At 44.5% G+C, this 14,279-nt stretch carries 15 protein-coding genes; 13 read left to right on the top strand and 2 right to left on the bottom strand.

Features of this window, described 5'->3' with window-relative positions:
- Positions 1 to 94 precede the first annotated feature (94 nt).
- The 10 genes from ACFQ1X_RS04725 (at position 95) to ACFQ1X_RS04680 (ending at position 10,129) form a co-directional block, all read left to right on the top strand.
- On the top strand, positions 95 to 2,302 hold the full coding sequence (locus tag ACFQ1X_RS04725) for a peptidoglycan D,D-transpeptidase FtsI family protein (RefSeq protein WP_144840168.1): 2,208 nt from the start codon (positions 95 to 97) through the stop codon (positions 2,300 to 2,302).
- Positions 2,303 to 2,486: 184 nt separating this feature from the next.
- The gene (locus ACFQ1X_RS04720; protein WP_144840169.1) at positions 2,487 to 3,437 is read left to right on the top strand and encodes a PstS family phosphate ABC transporter substrate-binding protein; all 951 of its coding nucleotides are present in this window, start codon (positions 2,487 to 2,489) and stop codon (positions 3,435 to 3,437) included.
- Positions 3,438 to 3,504: 67 nt separating this feature from the next.
- Positions 3,505 to 4,431 carry a phosphate ABC transporter permease subunit PstC gene (gene pstC, locus ACFQ1X_RS04715; protein WP_144840170.1) on the top strand — a complete coding sequence of 309 codons (927 nt, stop codon included), beginning with the start codon at positions 3,505 to 3,507 and terminating at the stop codon, positions 4,429 to 4,431.
- Position 4,432: 1 nt separating this feature from the next.
- Entirely contained in the window at positions 4,433 to 5,311 is an 879-nt protein-coding gene (pstA, locus tag ACFQ1X_RS04710; RefSeq protein ID WP_144840171.1) for a phosphate ABC transporter permease PstA, read from the top strand.
- An 18-nt stretch (positions 5,312 to 5,329) separates the two neighbouring features.
- A complete protein-coding gene (gene pstB / locus ACFQ1X_RS04705; RefSeq protein ID WP_144840172.1) occupies positions 5,330 to 6,160 on the top strand; it encodes a phosphate ABC transporter ATP-binding protein PstB in 831 nt (276 codons plus the stop codon).
- Between the two features lie 18 nt (positions 6,161 to 6,178).
- Positions 6,179 to 6,838 (top strand): phosphate signaling complex protein PhoU, encoded by a 660-nt coding sequence (phoU, locus tag ACFQ1X_RS04700; RefSeq protein ID WP_144840173.1) that lies wholly within the window; start codon positions 6,179 to 6,181, stop codon positions 6,836 to 6,838.
- Between the two features lie 226 nt (positions 6,839 to 7,064).
- Positions 7,065 to 7,214 (top strand): 50S ribosomal protein L33, encoded by a 150-nt coding sequence (gene rpmG / locus ACFQ1X_RS04695; RefSeq protein ID WP_084226083.1) that lies wholly within the window; start codon positions 7,065 to 7,067, stop codon positions 7,212 to 7,214.
- A 59-nt stretch (positions 7,215 to 7,273) separates the two neighbouring features.
- Complete coding sequence (locus ACFQ1X_RS04690; RefSeq protein WP_144840174.1) at positions 7,274 to 7,849, top strand: 5-formyltetrahydrofolate cyclo-ligase; 576 nt, start codon at positions 7,274 to 7,276, stop codon at positions 7,847 to 7,849.
- On the top strand, positions 7,846 to 8,037 hold the full coding sequence (locus tag ACFQ1X_RS04685; RefSeq protein WP_144840175.1) for a YqgQ family protein: 192 nt from the start codon (positions 7,846 to 7,848) through the stop codon (positions 8,035 to 8,037). The genes ACFQ1X_RS04690 and ACFQ1X_RS04685 overlap by 4 nt, the downstream gene beginning before the upstream one ends.
- A gap of 178 nt (positions 8,038 to 8,215) precedes the next feature.
- Positions 8,216 to 10,129 (top strand): LTA synthase family protein, encoded by a 1,914-nt coding sequence (locus ACFQ1X_RS04680; RefSeq protein ID WP_144840176.1) that lies wholly within the window; start codon positions 8,216 to 8,218, stop codon positions 10,127 to 10,129.
- A 99-nt stretch (positions 10,130 to 10,228) separates the two neighbouring features.
- Here ACFQ1X_RS04680 and ACFQ1X_RS04675 read toward each other — a convergent pair whose 3' ends face one another.
- A complete protein-coding gene (locus tag ACFQ1X_RS04675; protein WP_144840177.1) occupies positions 10,229 to 10,411 on the bottom strand; it encodes a DUF2759 domain-containing protein in 183 nt (60 codons plus the stop codon).
- 151 nt (positions 10,412 to 10,562) lie between these two features.
- Here ACFQ1X_RS04675 and ACFQ1X_RS04670 point away from each other — a divergent pair, with 151 nt between their 5' ends.
- Positions 10,563 to 11,201: an MBL fold metallo-hydrolase gene (locus tag ACFQ1X_RS04670; protein WP_144840178.1), complete on the top strand. Its 639-nt coding sequence runs from the start codon at positions 10,563 to 10,565 to the stop codon at positions 11,199 to 11,201.
- 66 nt (positions 11,202 to 11,267) lie between these two features.
- On the opposite strand, the gene ACFQ1X_RS04665 is transcribed toward ACFQ1X_RS04670, so the two are convergent.
- A complete protein-coding gene (locus ACFQ1X_RS04665) occupies positions 11,268 to 11,510 on the bottom strand; it encodes a DUF2626 domain-containing protein (protein WP_144840179.1) in 243 nt (80 codons plus the stop codon).
- A 722-nt stretch (positions 11,511 to 12,232) separates the two neighbouring features.
- Here ACFQ1X_RS04665 and comGA point away from each other — a divergent pair.
- Together comGA and comGB are read left to right on the top strand one after the other, a co-directional pair.
- Positions 12,233 to 13,273, top strand: a complete 1,041-nt coding sequence (comGA, locus tag ACFQ1X_RS04660; protein ID WP_144840180.1) for a competence type IV pilus ATPase ComGA — start codon at positions 12,233 to 12,235, stop codon at positions 13,271 to 13,273.
- Positions 13,230 to 14,270, top strand: coding sequence for a competence type IV pilus assembly protein ComGB (comGB, locus tag ACFQ1X_RS04655; protein ID WP_144840181.1), 1,041 nt, complete (start codon positions 13,230 to 13,232; stop codon positions 14,268 to 14,270). The genes comGA and comGB overlap by 44 nt, the downstream gene beginning before the upstream one ends.
- The last annotated feature ends 9 nt before the right edge of the window (positions 14,271 to 14,279 follow it).

Genomic DNA, 14,279 nt, shown 5'->3' with positions numbered 1-14,279 from the left:
GCACACACTTTTTCGTCTGAAAAAGTGTGTGTTTTTTATTGTTCGATGATATACTAGCTTTTGGATATTTCACCGAAAGGAGACCAATTAATAAATGAGCCAACCCAATAAAAGGAGAGTAAGCCAGGCGAAGTCAAAGCTGAAATCCCATACCGTCTTTCGCATGAATATCCTTTTTTTCTCGATCTTTCTACTTTTCTCTATGCTGATCCTACGGCTCGGTTATTTGCAGATCGTCAAAGGCGAGGATTATGCGCGTGCTTTGGCAAGAACTGAAGAAGTACCGGTCAATACAAGTGTACCAAGAGGTCGGATCTTTGACAGTGAGGGCCGTGTGCTTGTCGATAATGATCCCGTAAACGCCATTACATATACGGCAATGCAGACAACAAAGCGCACCGACATGCTGGAAACTGCCAGAGAACTGGCGAAATTGATAGAAAAAGATGATAATCGTGTGTCAGTTCGGGACAAACAGGATTTCTATATAATGCTCAATACAGTAGAAGCGACTGCTAAAGTCACGGACGAGGAACGCGCTGCGATAGCAAATGAAGGACTTACCCAAAAAGAACAGCAGTTCAAAATAGATACACTCATCCGTGACAAAATTACTGAAGAAGAATTAGCGAGCCTTAGCGCTGAAGACATAGAAACCTTGGCGATTTTCAGAGAAATGACTTCAGGCTACGCTTTGTCTCCTCAAATTATTAAAAATGAAGGAGTGACTCCCGAGGAATTTGCAAGGGTTTCAGAAAGACTGACGGATCCGAAACTCAAAGGGGTCAATACGATCACCGACTGGAAACGGGTAAAAACCAGTGATCTGACAATTCTGGGGAGCACGACAACTCCTGAACAAGGAATTCCTTCCAGCAAATTGGACTATTACATGGCACGGGATTACTCCCGCAATGACCGTGTAGGAACCAGCTTTCTGGAATTGCAATATGAAGAAATTTTGCAGGGCCAGAAATCGGTCGTAAAAAATATTACCGATGGCCGTGGCCGTGTCATCGAAACCATTCCTTCCGATGCGGGCAAACCCGGCAAGGACCTGATGCTGACGATTGACAGTGAATTGAACTCCTCTTTGGAAGATATAGTAGAAAAGCATTTGCGTGAGTTGAAAGCCGGTCCGAATTCGCAATTGGTCAAAGATGCCTACCTGGTGATGATGGATCCCCAAACTGGAGAAATGCTGTCGATGATAGGTAAGCGGATAGACCGTGCCGAAGACGGCAAGCTGGTTATGCAGGATATGTCCTATGCGGCTGTGACGGCAGCTTATGAAACCGGTTCTGTTATTAAAGGCGCGACACTGTTGACCGGCTATGCGGAAGACGCCATCAGTATGAATCAGACGTTGATTGATGAACCTTTAATCATAAAAGGTACCGATCCGAAGCGATCACTTTTTAACCAGACTAGATTTAACAGAGTAGCTGTTACTGACCTCAAAGCCATAGAACGTTCATCAAACGTTTACATGTTCAAAATAGCATTGGCCCTGGCAAATGAAAAATATGAATACAATCAGCCGATCAATATTCCTCCAAGACATTTTGATACGATGAGAAACTCGTTTGCCCAATTCGGCCTTGGTGTAAAGACGGGAATCGATCTTCCATTTGAAGGAACCGGCTACAAAGGCGCCTCGAACATTGGAAGCAACTTGCTCAACTTTGCAATCGGACAATTTGATACTTACACGACGATGCAATTGGCTCAATATGTATCAACCATCGCAAATGACGGATACCGAATGGAACCGCATCTTGTCAAAGAAATACGGGGGCCGTCCACTGACGGACAAAATCTGGGTCCGGTGGAAACGGTCATTGAGCCAAAAACTCTGAATCGCATCAATAATACACAAGCAGAAATTGATCGGTTGAAAACCGGAATGCGTAATGTGTATGTCGGAGATCAGGGAACTGCCAGAAGCTATTTTGCAGACGCGGATTTTACCGCTGCCGGCAAAACCGGTACCGCAGAAGTGGTGTTTAATGATGACAGAGAAAATCCTTTTTATAAAGAAGCCGCCATTACAACGACACACGTGGGATTTGCACCCTATGACAATCCGGAAGTCGCCTATGCCGTGATGATTCCATATATCTCTACAAACTCACGCGCAGTGCCCCCTACCAGCAATTTGATCGTGCGGGAGGCCCTGGATAAATATTTTGAACTGCGGGAAACGAAATCGGAAGAATCTCCTTCCGTCATCAAACCACCTTATTCGGATGAAACGATTGAAGAAGGGGAAGAAGAACCGATAGAAATCGAAGAAGAATAAGCCATGAACCCCGACCTGCAAGCCTGCAGGTCGGGGTTTTTCTATATTTTTTATTCGGGAAAGTTACTGATAGACTCAGTGAATGCACATTTACAATTTCTTAACATTGGCTCCATATGTCCTCAACAATCCTTCTATATAGTTAGGACTGTAAAGAAAAACAAACTAATTGGGGGCATTACAGATGAAAAACTGGAAATTCAAAATGGCATCAACAATTCTCGGATCGACTTTACTACTTGCAGCATGCGGAAGTACAGATGAAGGTGGAGAAACCGAGGAAAACGGTTCATCAACAGCGAGTGAAGTTGAAGGTTCGGTAATTGGAGATGGATCATCAACAGTAGCACCAATTATGGAAGGTATCGTTGAAGAATATGCAGGAGCTCAGCCTGGCGTGCAAGTGACAGTCGGCGTTTCCGGTACAGGCGGAGGCTTTGAGAAGTTCATAGAAGGCGAAACTGATTTCTCCAATGCATCTCGTCCCATAAAAGAAGAAGAAGCAGCTGCGCTTGAAGAAGCGGGCATCGATTATACAGAAATCCTGTTGGCTTATGATGGCCTGTCAGTAGTCGTCAGCCAGGAAAATGACTTTGTAGAAGATCTTACTGTAGAAGACCTGAAGAAATTATGGGTGGAAGACGGAACAACGAAAATGTGGTCAGACATCAATCCTGAGTGGCCTGAGGAAGAAGTGGTATTCTACGCACCGGGAACTGCTTCAGGAACATACGATTACTTCAACGAAGTGATCCTGGAAGATGAAGATATTGTCAGCTCAGCTACTTTATCAGAAGATGACAATACGTTGGTACAGGGCATCCAGTCTGACCCGAATGCAATCGGATTCTTCGGTTATGCTTACTTCGTAGCAAACAAGGACACGTTGAAAGTAGTAACAATCGACGGAATTGAACCGAATGATGAAACGATTGAATCCGGCGAATATTCTCCATTATCACGTCCATTGTTCACTTATGCGAAAAACTCTTCAATGAGTGACAACGAAGCAGCATACGATTTCATGCAATACACAATCGAAAATGCCGGCGAAATGGCACAGGCAGTCGGTTATGTGGCATTGCCTGAAGAGGAATATGAAAATGGTTTGGCAGATCTTGAAGCTTTAAAATAATTTGAAATAGTCCAGAATCAAGGTGAGCAACCTTTGCTCACCTTTTGGGTGTGAAAGGGGTTTCGTCATGGGGCAATCTGTGCAGGAAATGATCGCGCAGTCGAAAGGCAAGAAGAACAAAAAATTCGTGGAAAAATTGATGCCGGTGATTTTATTCCTGATCGCAACGGTATCCGTGTTAACGACAATCGGTATTATGCTGACATTGATCGTTGAAACTGTCACTTTCTTTACCAGAGTTTCCATCAGTGAGTTTATTTTCGGCACGACATGGCTGCCGTTTTCAAATCGGGAAGCACAATACGGCATCCTTCCTTTGATTGTCGGAACGTTGAAAATTACGTTAATTGCCATCGTGGTGGCAGTCCCAATAGGTATTTCAGCAGCCATTTATCTGAGTGAGTACGCTACTGAGAATGTGCGACGGGTAATCAAACCGGTACTGGAAGTTCTTGCCGGTATTCCGACAATTGTCTATGGATTCTTTGCATTGACATTTGTCACACCGCTTCTCCAAACATTTTTTCCGGATATTAAGATATTCAATGCAATCTCACCAGGGATTGTTGTCGGCATCATGATCATTCCGATGATTGCATCGCTTTCCGAAGATGCAATGTCCTCTGTACCTAAGAGTATTCGTGAAGGTGCTTTGGCAATGGGCTCGACGAAATTCGAGGTAGCGATGAAAATCACCATCCCTGCCGCAGTATCGGGTATTGTAGCTTCAGTCGTTCTGGCAGTATCCCGTGCAATCGGTGAAACGATGATCGTTTCCCTTGCAGCCGGCTCAACTCCAAAATTTGATGGAGATTTCACTGGTTCCATCCAAACAATGACGGCCTATATCGTTCAGGTTTCAAAAGGGGACGCAGGTTATGGTACAACTATCTATTATTCAATCTATGCAGTTGGTTTTACCTTGTTCGTTTTCACAATGATCATGAATATATTAGCTAATTACGTTTCCAAGCGTTTCAGAGAGGAGTATTGAGATGAGATATATTGAACATGAAGCTGTCGTTAAACGAATGAATGGCAGAAATATCATCAATAAACTCTTCAAAGCGATATTTCTTCTGGCAACGCTCACAGCTTTGCTGGCACTGGTCATTTTGCTGTATCAGATTGTTTCGCAAGGGGTAACTCATTTGTCTATAGATTTTCTGACCAATTTTGCATCGCGGTTCCCGGCACAGGCAGGTATCAAAGCGGCGTTGATCGGGTCAATTTGGCTGATGATCGTCGTTGCCCCAACTTCAATTATTCTGGGTGTCGGTTCAGCGCTATACCTCGAAGAATATGCAGGAAAAAATCGGATCACCACATTTATCCAGATGAATATTTCAAATCTTGCAGGTGTGCCATCGGTAGTCTTCGGATTGCTGGGATTAACTATCTTCGTTCGTACTTTAGCACTGGGCAACAGCATTCTTGCAGCAGGATTTACGATGAGCCTTTTGATTCTGCCGGTGATTATCGTTGCCAGCCAGGAAGCGATCCGTTCGGTACCAGGTGAGTTGCGCGACGCTTCATATGGCATGGGTGCAACAAAATGGCAGACAATTGTAAGGATTATCCTGCCAGCAGCGATTCCCGGAATTTTGACAGGAAGTATCCTTGCGCTGTCGCGGGCAATCGGTGAAACCGCACCGTTGATCGTCATAGGTGTTCCGGTTATCATCCAGTTTCTTCCTGAAGGTGTCATGGACACTTTCACAGCATTGCCGATGCAAATTTATGATTGGTCAAGCCGGCCGCAGCCCGAGTTCCAGCAAGTCGCTGCAGCGGGGATAATCGTATTAATGGTTGTACTGCTGTTGATGAATTCAGTCGCAGTAATTATTCGAAACAAATTTGAGAAACGCTATTAGAGTGGAAGGGGTTCTACTATGTCAACATCACAAGCAATAAACAATGGAAGCACAACAGCAGGATTGGAACAGGAAAGCACAACTGTCAGTTCAACAAGTTCTGTTTATGATACGAAGCAATTGAATCTTTGGTATGGAGACAATCATGCTTTGAAAAATATTGAACTGGATATCAAACAAAATGAAGTAACGGCAATTATTGGACCTTCAGGATGCGGCAAATCAACTTATTTGAAAACTTTGAACCGCATGGTTGAACTGGTGCCGAACGTAAAAACATCCGGACAGATCCTGTACCGCGGAAGGAATATTTTTGACAAAGATTACGGCGTTGAAGAATTGCGCACCAAGGTGGGTATGGTTTTCCAAAAACCGAATCCATTCCCGAAGTCGATTTATGATAATATCGCATACGGACCGCGCATCCATGGCATCAAAAACAAGAAAATCCTTGATCAAATCGTGGAAAAAAGCCTTCGCGGTGCCGCCATTTGGGACGAAGTGAAAGACCGGCTGAATGAAAATGCCTACAGCATTTCCGGTGGTCAGCAGCAGCGGATCTGCATCGCTCGCGCATTAGCTATTGAACCGGATGTCATTCTCATGGATGAACCGACGTCTGCACTCGATCCCATTTCCACACTTAAGATCGAAGAACTCGTTCAGGAATTGAAAAAAGATTACAGCATCATCATCGTGACGCATAATATGCAGCAGGCTGCCCGCATTTCCGATAAGACCGCATTTTTCCTGAACGGTGAAGTGATCGAATACGATAAGACGGATACAATTTTCTCCAATCCTTCAGACAAGCGCACAGAAGACTACATTTCCGGCAGGTTCGGCTAAGAAAGGGAGCGTTCTATTTTGTCAGTACGTGAAAAGTTCGATACAGAATTACATTCTTCGCAAGATCAACTCATTCAATTGAGTACAATGGCCGTCGATGCCTTAAGCAAGTCAGTTAATGCATTATTAAACCAGGATATTGACGCGGCTCTGGAAGTAATCGAAGATGACTCGAAAATTAACCGGCTTGAAGAAGAGATCAACGACCGCGTTATTTTATTGATTGCCAAACAATCTCCTGTAGCAACCGACCTGAGAAGGCTGATCGTCATCATTAAAGTGGCGACGGATATGGAGCGGGTGGGGGATTATGCAGTGAATATCGCCAAAGAGACAATCCGCCTTGGCAAAGAAGAGCTTCTTGCACCGATTGCCCAGATTGAAAAGATGCATAAATTGGCTACGACCATGCTCATGCAGGTTATCGATGCTTTTGTGGAAGAAGATGTTTTAAAAGCCAAAGAAATTGCCGATCTTGATGACCAGGTCGATGAGCTTTATGGCCAGGTGCTGACACAATTGATGCTTGCCGGCAGTGAAGATCCCGGTAAAATAAGCCAGATTACCCAATTGGCATTTATCGGACGCTATATGGAACGGTCTGCCGACCATGCCACGAATATCGCCGAACAATTATTCTATCTGGTACGCGGACGGCATTACGATTTAAATAAATAAGTCGAAGCCGGCGGAAACCCTTCCGCCGGCTATTTTTACGGTGATTATTTCGGTAAACTGGAAGATCCCAGGTTCACATAAATAAAATCGGAATTTTGCCCAGGAAAAGTATAGAAATTCAGTGGAATATTTCAGTGGACATTTTTGTGTGATATGCTATAATAATTAAGTCGTATAGATCTTGCTTATTTAAAAATGATCCTTGAAAGAATTAGGAGGGAAACCGATGCGTGTAAACATCACTTTAGCTTGTACAGAATGTAGCGAACGTAACTACAGCACTGTTAAAAATAAGCGCAACAACCCTGAGCGTCTTGAAATGAAAAAATATTGCTCACGTGAAAGAAAAATGACCGTACACCGTGAAACGAAGTAATGAATGGACCGCCAAAACCTCAAGGGTTTTGGCTTTTTTCTTTTAAAGGAGAGTCTATGATGGATAAAGCAGGACAACGAAAAGATATGATTGCGTTTTTAAAAAGAATGGATACAGAAGAACATCGCCAAAAATCGGATGCCATATTGGCATTTCTGATGGAAGATCCCGCCTTTCAGTCTGCAAAGATTATCGGAACGACAATTTCGGCATTTCCTGAAGTGGACACCCGCAGGCTGATGGAAGAATGCTGGAAGGCGGGCAAGAAAACCGCTGTGCCGAAATGCGATCCCCTCACCAGGGCGATGACATTCAGGCTGGTCGATGATCCAAGCCAATTGGAAAAAGTCTATATGAAACTGAAAGAACCCATAATCGAATTGACAGAGGAAGTCGGCCCCGAACAAATTGATTTATTGATCGTGCCGGGTGTGGTATTTTCTAAAGAAGGTTACCGCATCGGATTCGGAGGGGGCTATTATGATCGTTACCTGACCCGTTACAAAGGCCCGACCAGATCACTCGCTTTCGCTGTTCAGCTTGTAGAAACTGTACCGGTCGAAGCACATGATCTGCCCGTTCAGCGCATTTTTACTGAAAATGGACCCGTAGATACCGGGCTGGTGGGGCCATGAAAAATTTATATGATGTCATGCAGCTTTTAAAAAGGTACGGTACGATCATCTATACGGCTGACCGCAAAGCTGATCTGCTTCTAATGGAAGATGAAGTCAGAGAGCTTTACCGGATGCAATTTATTACAGCGAAAGAATTTTCAACGGCGTTATTGATTTTGCGGAGTGAACAAAACAAAATCCGATAAAATTTCCGTTATTTTGAAACTTTTTAACGTTTCATCCGTCTAATGGAGGGTACATTAAATGTTGAGGCATTGTTAAGTTTTGTAAATTTTCAACTTTAACTGCCCTAGGGCTTATCAAACAAAAAAAGAAATGGAATTGATACCATGAGAAAAATGCAACAAGAGGAGGATGTGCGGGATGTTTAAAAAAGAATGGCCTAAACATTCAATCCTTGCAATCGCAATTGTAGCAACCTGGTTACTAACTTATATTGTTTATAAGACCGCGTTCAGTATCACTATAGACAATGCGTTGCAGGAGTTTATATTATTTATCAACCCATTGAGCTTAGTATTGTTCCTGTACGGAGCAGCCCTGTTCTTCAAGAGCGAAAAGGCGAAAAATCGCTATTTGCTCGTGATGACGCTGCTAACCTCGGGTATACTTTACGCGAACGTGGCATTCTATCGCTTTTTCAGTGATTTCATCACCTTGCCACTGCTTTTCCAGACGCAGAATTTCGGCGATTTGAAGGCCAGTGCTGCTGCCAGTATTTTCTGGACAGATATTTTCTACTTCACGGATTTTTTGATTGTGCTATTGGCGATCAAAATTTTGCCTACAGTGAAAATCAGCGAGAAAGCCAGTTCTGTCCAAAGAAAAGCTTATTTCATCCTGTCAGCCGCTTTGATGTTCTTCAATCTCGGACTCGCCGAAGCTGAACGTCCGCAATTGCTGACACGCAGTTTCGACCGCGAGATGCTGGTCAAAAACATCGGCATGTATAATTATCATTTATACGATGTTTATGTCCAGTCTAAATCACAGGCTCAACGGGCACTTGCCAATGGATCTGAATTAGTTGAAGTGACAAATTATGTCAGCTCTACCCAGGCAGAGCCGTCTGAAGAGATGAAAGGCATCGCTGAAGGCCGAAACCTGATTGTCGTCACACTGGAATCACTTCAGACATTTGTGATGAACAATGAGATGAACGGACAGACAATCACGCCATTCCTGAACGAATTGTCAAGTGACGAAGATACGATTTACTTCCCGAATTTCTATCACCAGACGGGTCTTGGGAAAACTTCCGACTCGGAATTCCTGTTGGAAAACTCCCTCTATCCGCGCGCGGGCAGTGCGGTATTCTTCACACATAGTGGCAATACCTATAACTCGATGGCAGAGAAGTTGGGCGAAAACGGATATTTCACCAATGTTCAGCATGCCAATACAGCGAGCTTCTGGAACCGCGATATCATGTACAAAGCAATGGGGATCGATGAATTCCAGGATATTGAGAGCTTTACTGTCGAAGAAGGCCAAGCAGTAAACTGGGGAATGAAAGATACTCCATTCTTTGAACAATCGGTCGAGCATATGGCAGAAATGCCACAGCCGTTCTACAGCCGATTGATCACATTGACCAACCACCACCCCTTCTATCTGGATGAGGAAGACAAATATATTTCGGAATTCGATTCCAACTCCGGTACGTTAAACCGTTATTTCCAAACTTCCAGGTACCTGGATGAAGCGGTTAAAGAGTTATTTGATGAATTGAAAGAACAAGGCTTGTATGAAAATTCGATTATCGTTATGTACGGAGACCATTACGGCATCTCTGAAAATCATAATGAGGCAATGTCACAATATCTAGATAAGGAGATCACTCCTTATGAAACAGCGCAGCTCCAGAAAGTGCCATTCTTTGTGCACATTCCCGGCTATGGTGAAGGACATGTAGATGACAAAGTCAGCGGCCAAATAGATATGCGACCGACGATTCTGAATCTCATGGGATTGGATTCGGATGAGGATGTCCAACTCGGTGCCGACTTGTTTTCGGAAGAATACGAAGAATTCACCGTGTTCCGTGATGGACGTTTTGTTACAGATGAAAATGTTTATGCCGCTGGAACATGCTACGATAGTGAAACAGGGGAAATTGATGATCCTGCAGCTTGTGAACCATATATAGACCGGACAGTTCAGCAATTGGAATATTCGGAAGCCATCATCAATGGGGATCTTTTGAGATTCTATGATGAAGAAACTGGCGAACTACTGGTTGACGACGTTGAAGATGGCGTGGATCAGCCCCAATAAAAAACGGACCCTTCAGAGGGTCCGTTTTTTTGTGGAAATCCAAAAGTGGAGTCATATCAAAAAAAAGCTGTTGCATCAAATGCAACAGCTTTTCCCGTATTAATGTACTTCTGGTGGATAACCTTGTGTGATCAAAGTGGCTACCGCAAAGGCACCAAAAATAATGAAGGTTCCAAAGTTAAATAAAAATCCTAATACTTGTTTATTTTTTAATGTTTGCACAGAACCTATTGCTGCCAAAATAGCAATTAGGCCAAAGATGACGACTACTAACCAACTCATTCAGGACACTCCCTTCAACATTAACAGCCATTGCCGTCTTGCTCTATACTATTGTAATGAATTTTACGGTGTTTGTCGAGCGTGAAAAATGGCATTCCCATGAACATTCCATAGACAGAAGGCATGATATAATCGGGGAGAGGTGAATTCAATGCTAAAAATTGAACAAATGGAACTTGGTCCTGTTCAGACGAATTGTTATATTGTATCGGATACCAATAAGAAGGCGCTGATTTTTGATCCCGGCGAAGAGGGCGAGAAGGTCAGAGCATTATTGGAAAGAAGGGGTCTGACGCCAATTGCGATTCTACTGACTCATGCTCATTTTGATCATATAGGAGCCGTCGATGAGCTCAGGGATGAATACCGGATTCCGGTTTATCTTCATAATCTTGAAAAGGACTGGCTTGGTCGACCGAACTTGAATGGCTCCGGCAAGTACGCAGCGCTGCCGGATTATCGCATAAACGATGCAGATGTTTTGCTGAAGGAAGAAAAAGAACTTGAAATCGGTCCATTCAGAATGATGCTGTTGCATACGCCGGGACATTCTCCAGGCAGTATCAGTTTCTATTTCAAAGAGGATGGTTTTGCCATGGTAGGGGACACACTTTTTCGGGGCAGCATTGGCAGAACAGACCTCATAGACGGTTCTGAGACGAAACTGCTGCAGTCAATCAGGTCAGCGCTTTTGACGCTTCCAGGGGAAACAGTGCTGTTTCCAGGACACGGGCCCGATACGACGCCTGCAGAAGAGAAAAACAGCAACCCGTTTCTGAGAGAATCCTGAATCTGAATAACGATAAATTAAAAAAGCGGCCGAGCTGGCCGCTTTTTTCTTCGTTGAAAAATTTAATTAATGTCCTCCACCAGGTATGTGGATGAAAGTTGTGTAGTACGTGAAGCCGACGAAGAATACTGTTAAGTAAGCTGCGAAGATATACAAATACATACGCTCAGAGATATTTAAAAATCCTAGTAGTACAAAAAAGCCGGTATTGGCAACCATCAATAAAGAAACTTCCACCATATCGCCTACATAAAACAGAACTGCAAAAATCCCAGTCCACCATCCCATTAATTTAAACATGTTATTCATGGGTAATCCCTCCTTTGCCACAACACAATAATCTCTTATTTATTATATAGGAAAGCGAGTCATTGTGTAAACCGCGAGTTCGTTTTCTTTGTGACAAACCGGTGTAATCTTATGTAAGTAAATTAACTATATAAGAAAAAAATGTAAGTAACCGATATTCCGCAAAACAGCTTGCTTGCCAAACCCCGTGCTCCTGCATCGCTGCGCTAGCTTCGTCGCAAAGACTCGGCCGAACTCCCTTCGGCCAACTCTTGGCTTGCGCTGAGCTTACTCGGTCTCGTTGCACTTCGCCCGAGTGGATCTTGCACTTCGTCGGCATTCGCCTGCTCCCCTGGGCGTCTTCGCTGTTTTGCTCCATATCTAGGTGTCTCTTAGCGCCGGCGCGCTCCAGGAGCAGGCGAATGCCGACGGAGCAATAAGACGAGTGGTCTTCTCTGCTTAGGGCGGGAGCCAAGGTGTGCCATACGAAGATGGCACCTCCTTTGCGACGAGCTTGCGCAAGAGCATGATCTTTACCCTTATCCAAAGCGCAGAAGCGGTGTATATATGCTGATTTATTTCTTCAACGTATATAGAAAAGTATTGCCCAAAAATCATTTTTGGCCCGAAAACAGGGGGGTAAAAAATTATTTTGGACCAAACTATTTTCTTGTTCAAAGACCGCGGTTATACTATGGGGGAACAGCGAGGCGGCGATGTTCAAAACTAATTTGGAGGGATCCATGCAGGAAATAATCGAAAGAAAATGTGTCGATCTTCTGCAAAAAGCAGCTGATTGCGATACAACCGATATTCACATCCAACCCGCACCTTCTTGCTACAAAGTTTCTTTCCGCTCCTTTGACGGGCTGCGGCAGGTATCACAAATCCCCTTTGACTTTGGCGATCGCATGATTGCCTATTTCAAATATCTATCCCTGCTGGACATGAGTGAAAAAAGAAAACCCCAAACAGGCTCCTTTCATCTTCCTATCGACAACAAATCCTTTTATTTCCGTATCTCGACCCTGCCTTCCGTTTTGACAAAGGAAAGCATCGTCATCCGCATCATGCCGGATGAAGCGGCAAAGCCGATCCATGAGTTGGCGGCTTTTCGTGATTCTGCCAGACTGCTCGAAAAGCTTTCCGAATCCGCACAAGGCCTGATTCTGCTGACTGGACCAACCGGATGCGGCAAATCAACCACTTTATATTCCTTGTTGAAACATTGCGCTGACAAATGGAATCGCAATATCATCACTTTGGAAGATCCGGTTGAACGGAAGAATCAGGCCATTCTGCAAATCCAGGTCAATGAAAAAGCCGGACTCAGTTACGCTGCCGGGTTGAAGGCCATTTTAAGGCATGATCCTGACATTATCATGATCGGCGAAATCCGGGATGCAGAAACCGCTCAAATAGCCATTCGTGCGGCTTTGACCGGACATCTCGTCTTTTCAACGATCCATGCCAGGCATTCCGTTGGCTGTATACACCGGCTGAATGATCTCGGGATTTCCCACGAAGATATGTCGCAGACTTTGCTTGCGATCTCTGCTCAGCGGATTATGCCGGTTTTTGCCGAGCTTGGTGATGAAAAACCAAGCTATCGTGCCTTATTTGAAATTCTTCACGGCAGCCGTTTAACGGAAGCGCTGCTTGCCGCGAAGGAAAATAAAGATTATTCACTTCCTGACCGGCTGTCGTTTATCGGACAAATTCGGGAAGGGGTGACGATCGGTGCGTTTGAAAAACAAGAAGTCCCTGAAGATTCACCTGCGTGAACGCAGCCGCTTTCTTGACAGGCTGGCGGTCCTGCTTAGCGAAGGGTATCTTCTGCCGACTGCGTTGACCTTGCTGTTGCCAATTCACAGCCGAAATTGGGAGACTGCAGAAAGCGGACTTACCGCAATTTTAAAAAACGGGGGCAACGCGGCAGAGCTGTTAAAATTTCTCGGTTTTAAAGAAGGTGTACTGTTTCCGGTGGAAATCGCGGAACATCATGGCCGTTTATCCCATTCCCTTCAAAGCATTGCCAAAAGCTACGGCAGGACAGAGCAGGTGCGGATGAAACTGAAGAATATTCTGGTCTATCCTTTATCGCTGCTCGGGTTCACCTCACTGCTGTTTCTCTTTTTCCGGATGAGCTATGTGCCGAACCTGACGGAACTGATGGCATCCATGCAAACCGGTAAAGGGGGCGGAGGCGTTCCGGCTTACCTTTTAAAATTGCCTGACTTCTTTATTGCGGCTATCGCTGCGGCGTTGGCTGCTGCTTTTCTCTTTTGGAGACTACTGAAACTGCAGCCGGTTGAAAAGCAGATCAGGTGGCTGCTGCAGGTTCCGGTTGCCAGAAAATATATCCGGCTCTATTGGTCTCATCTTTTGGGGCGTGAGCTGGGGACCTTGGTTCACAGCGGGATTTCCCTGCAGGAATCACTGGCAGTGCTGCGCAATCAAAACCATCATAAAGTGATTCAGGCAATTGCCGCCTCCGCAGAATCCCAAATCATTCTCGGTGACTCCATGTCGACTGCAGTTGAACGCCTGGGTATTCTGTCAACGGATATGCCGGCTTTTTTAAGGCATGGTGAATTGACCGGTTTTCTTGGAAAGGAATTGATCCTTTACAGCGAAGTGCAGATGGAACAGATTGAGCAGCTTACCCAAAAATGGCTGAAAATCATTCAGCCGACTTTTTTTGTCATCATTGCAGTTTGCATTATCGCGGCATATTTGGCGATTTTATTGCCAATGTATAATCTGGTCCAAACCATTTGAGGAGGAAAA

Source organism: Metaplanococcus flavidus, assembly GCF_042675885.1.
Taxonomy (GTDB): Bacteria; Bacillota; Bacilli; order Bacillales_A; family Planococcaceae; genus Planococcus; species Planococcus flavidus.
Note: the sequence above shows the minus strand (reverse complement) of the source record. Positions and strands in the feature narration are given on the sequence as shown.

What these genes read in the sequence shown, in the direction of transcription:
- ACFQ1X_RS04725 (WP_144840168.1), top strand. Translation starts at nt 95, where the DNA reads ATGAGCCAACCCAATAAAAGGAGAGTAAGCCAGGCGAAGTCAAAGCTG.
- ACFQ1X_RS04720 (WP_144840169.1), top strand. Translation starts at nt 2,487, where the DNA reads ATGAAAAACTGGAAATTCAAAATGGCATCAACAATTCTCGGATCGACT.
- pstC (WP_144840170.1), top strand. Translation starts at nt 3,505, where the DNA reads ATGGGGCAATCTGTGCAGGAAATGATCGCGCAGTCGAAAGGCAAGAAG.
- pstA (WP_144840171.1), top strand. Translation starts at nt 4,433, where the DNA reads ATGAGATATATTGAACATGAAGCTGTCGTTAAACGAATGAATGGCAGA.
- pstB (WP_144840172.1), top strand. Translation starts at nt 5,330, where the DNA reads ATGTCAACATCACAAGCAATAAACAATGGAAGCACAACAGCAGGATTG.
- rpmG (WP_084226083.1), top strand. Translation starts at nt 7,065, where the DNA reads ATGCGTGTAAACATCACTTTAGCTTGTACAGAATGTAGCGAACGTAAC.
- ACFQ1X_RS04690 (WP_144840174.1), top strand. Translation starts at nt 7,274, where the DNA reads ATGGATAAAGCAGGACAACGAAAAGATATGATTGCGTTTTTAAAAAGA.
- ACFQ1X_RS04685 (WP_144840175.1), top strand. Translation starts at nt 7,846, where the DNA reads ATGAAAAATTTATATGATGTCATGCAGCTTTTAAAAAGGTACGGTACG.
- ACFQ1X_RS04680 (WP_144840176.1), top strand. Translation starts at nt 8,216, where the DNA reads ATGTTTAAAAAAGAATGGCCTAAACATTCAATCCTTGCAATCGCAATT.
- ACFQ1X_RS04675 (WP_144840177.1), bottom strand. Translation starts at nt 10,411, where the DNA reads ATGAGTTGGTTAGTAGTCGTCATCTTTGGCCTAATTGCTATTTTGGCA.
- ACFQ1X_RS04670 (WP_144840178.1), top strand. Translation starts at nt 10,563, where the DNA reads ATGCTAAAAATTGAACAAATGGAACTTGGTCCTGTTCAGACGAATTGT.
- ACFQ1X_RS04665 (WP_144840179.1), bottom strand. Translation starts at nt 11,510, where the DNA reads ATGAATAACATGTTTAAATTAATGGGATGGTGGACTGGGATTTTTGCA.
- comGA (WP_144840180.1), top strand. Translation starts at nt 12,233, where the DNA reads ATGCAGGAAATAATCGAAAGAAAATGTGTCGATCTTCTGCAAAAAGCA.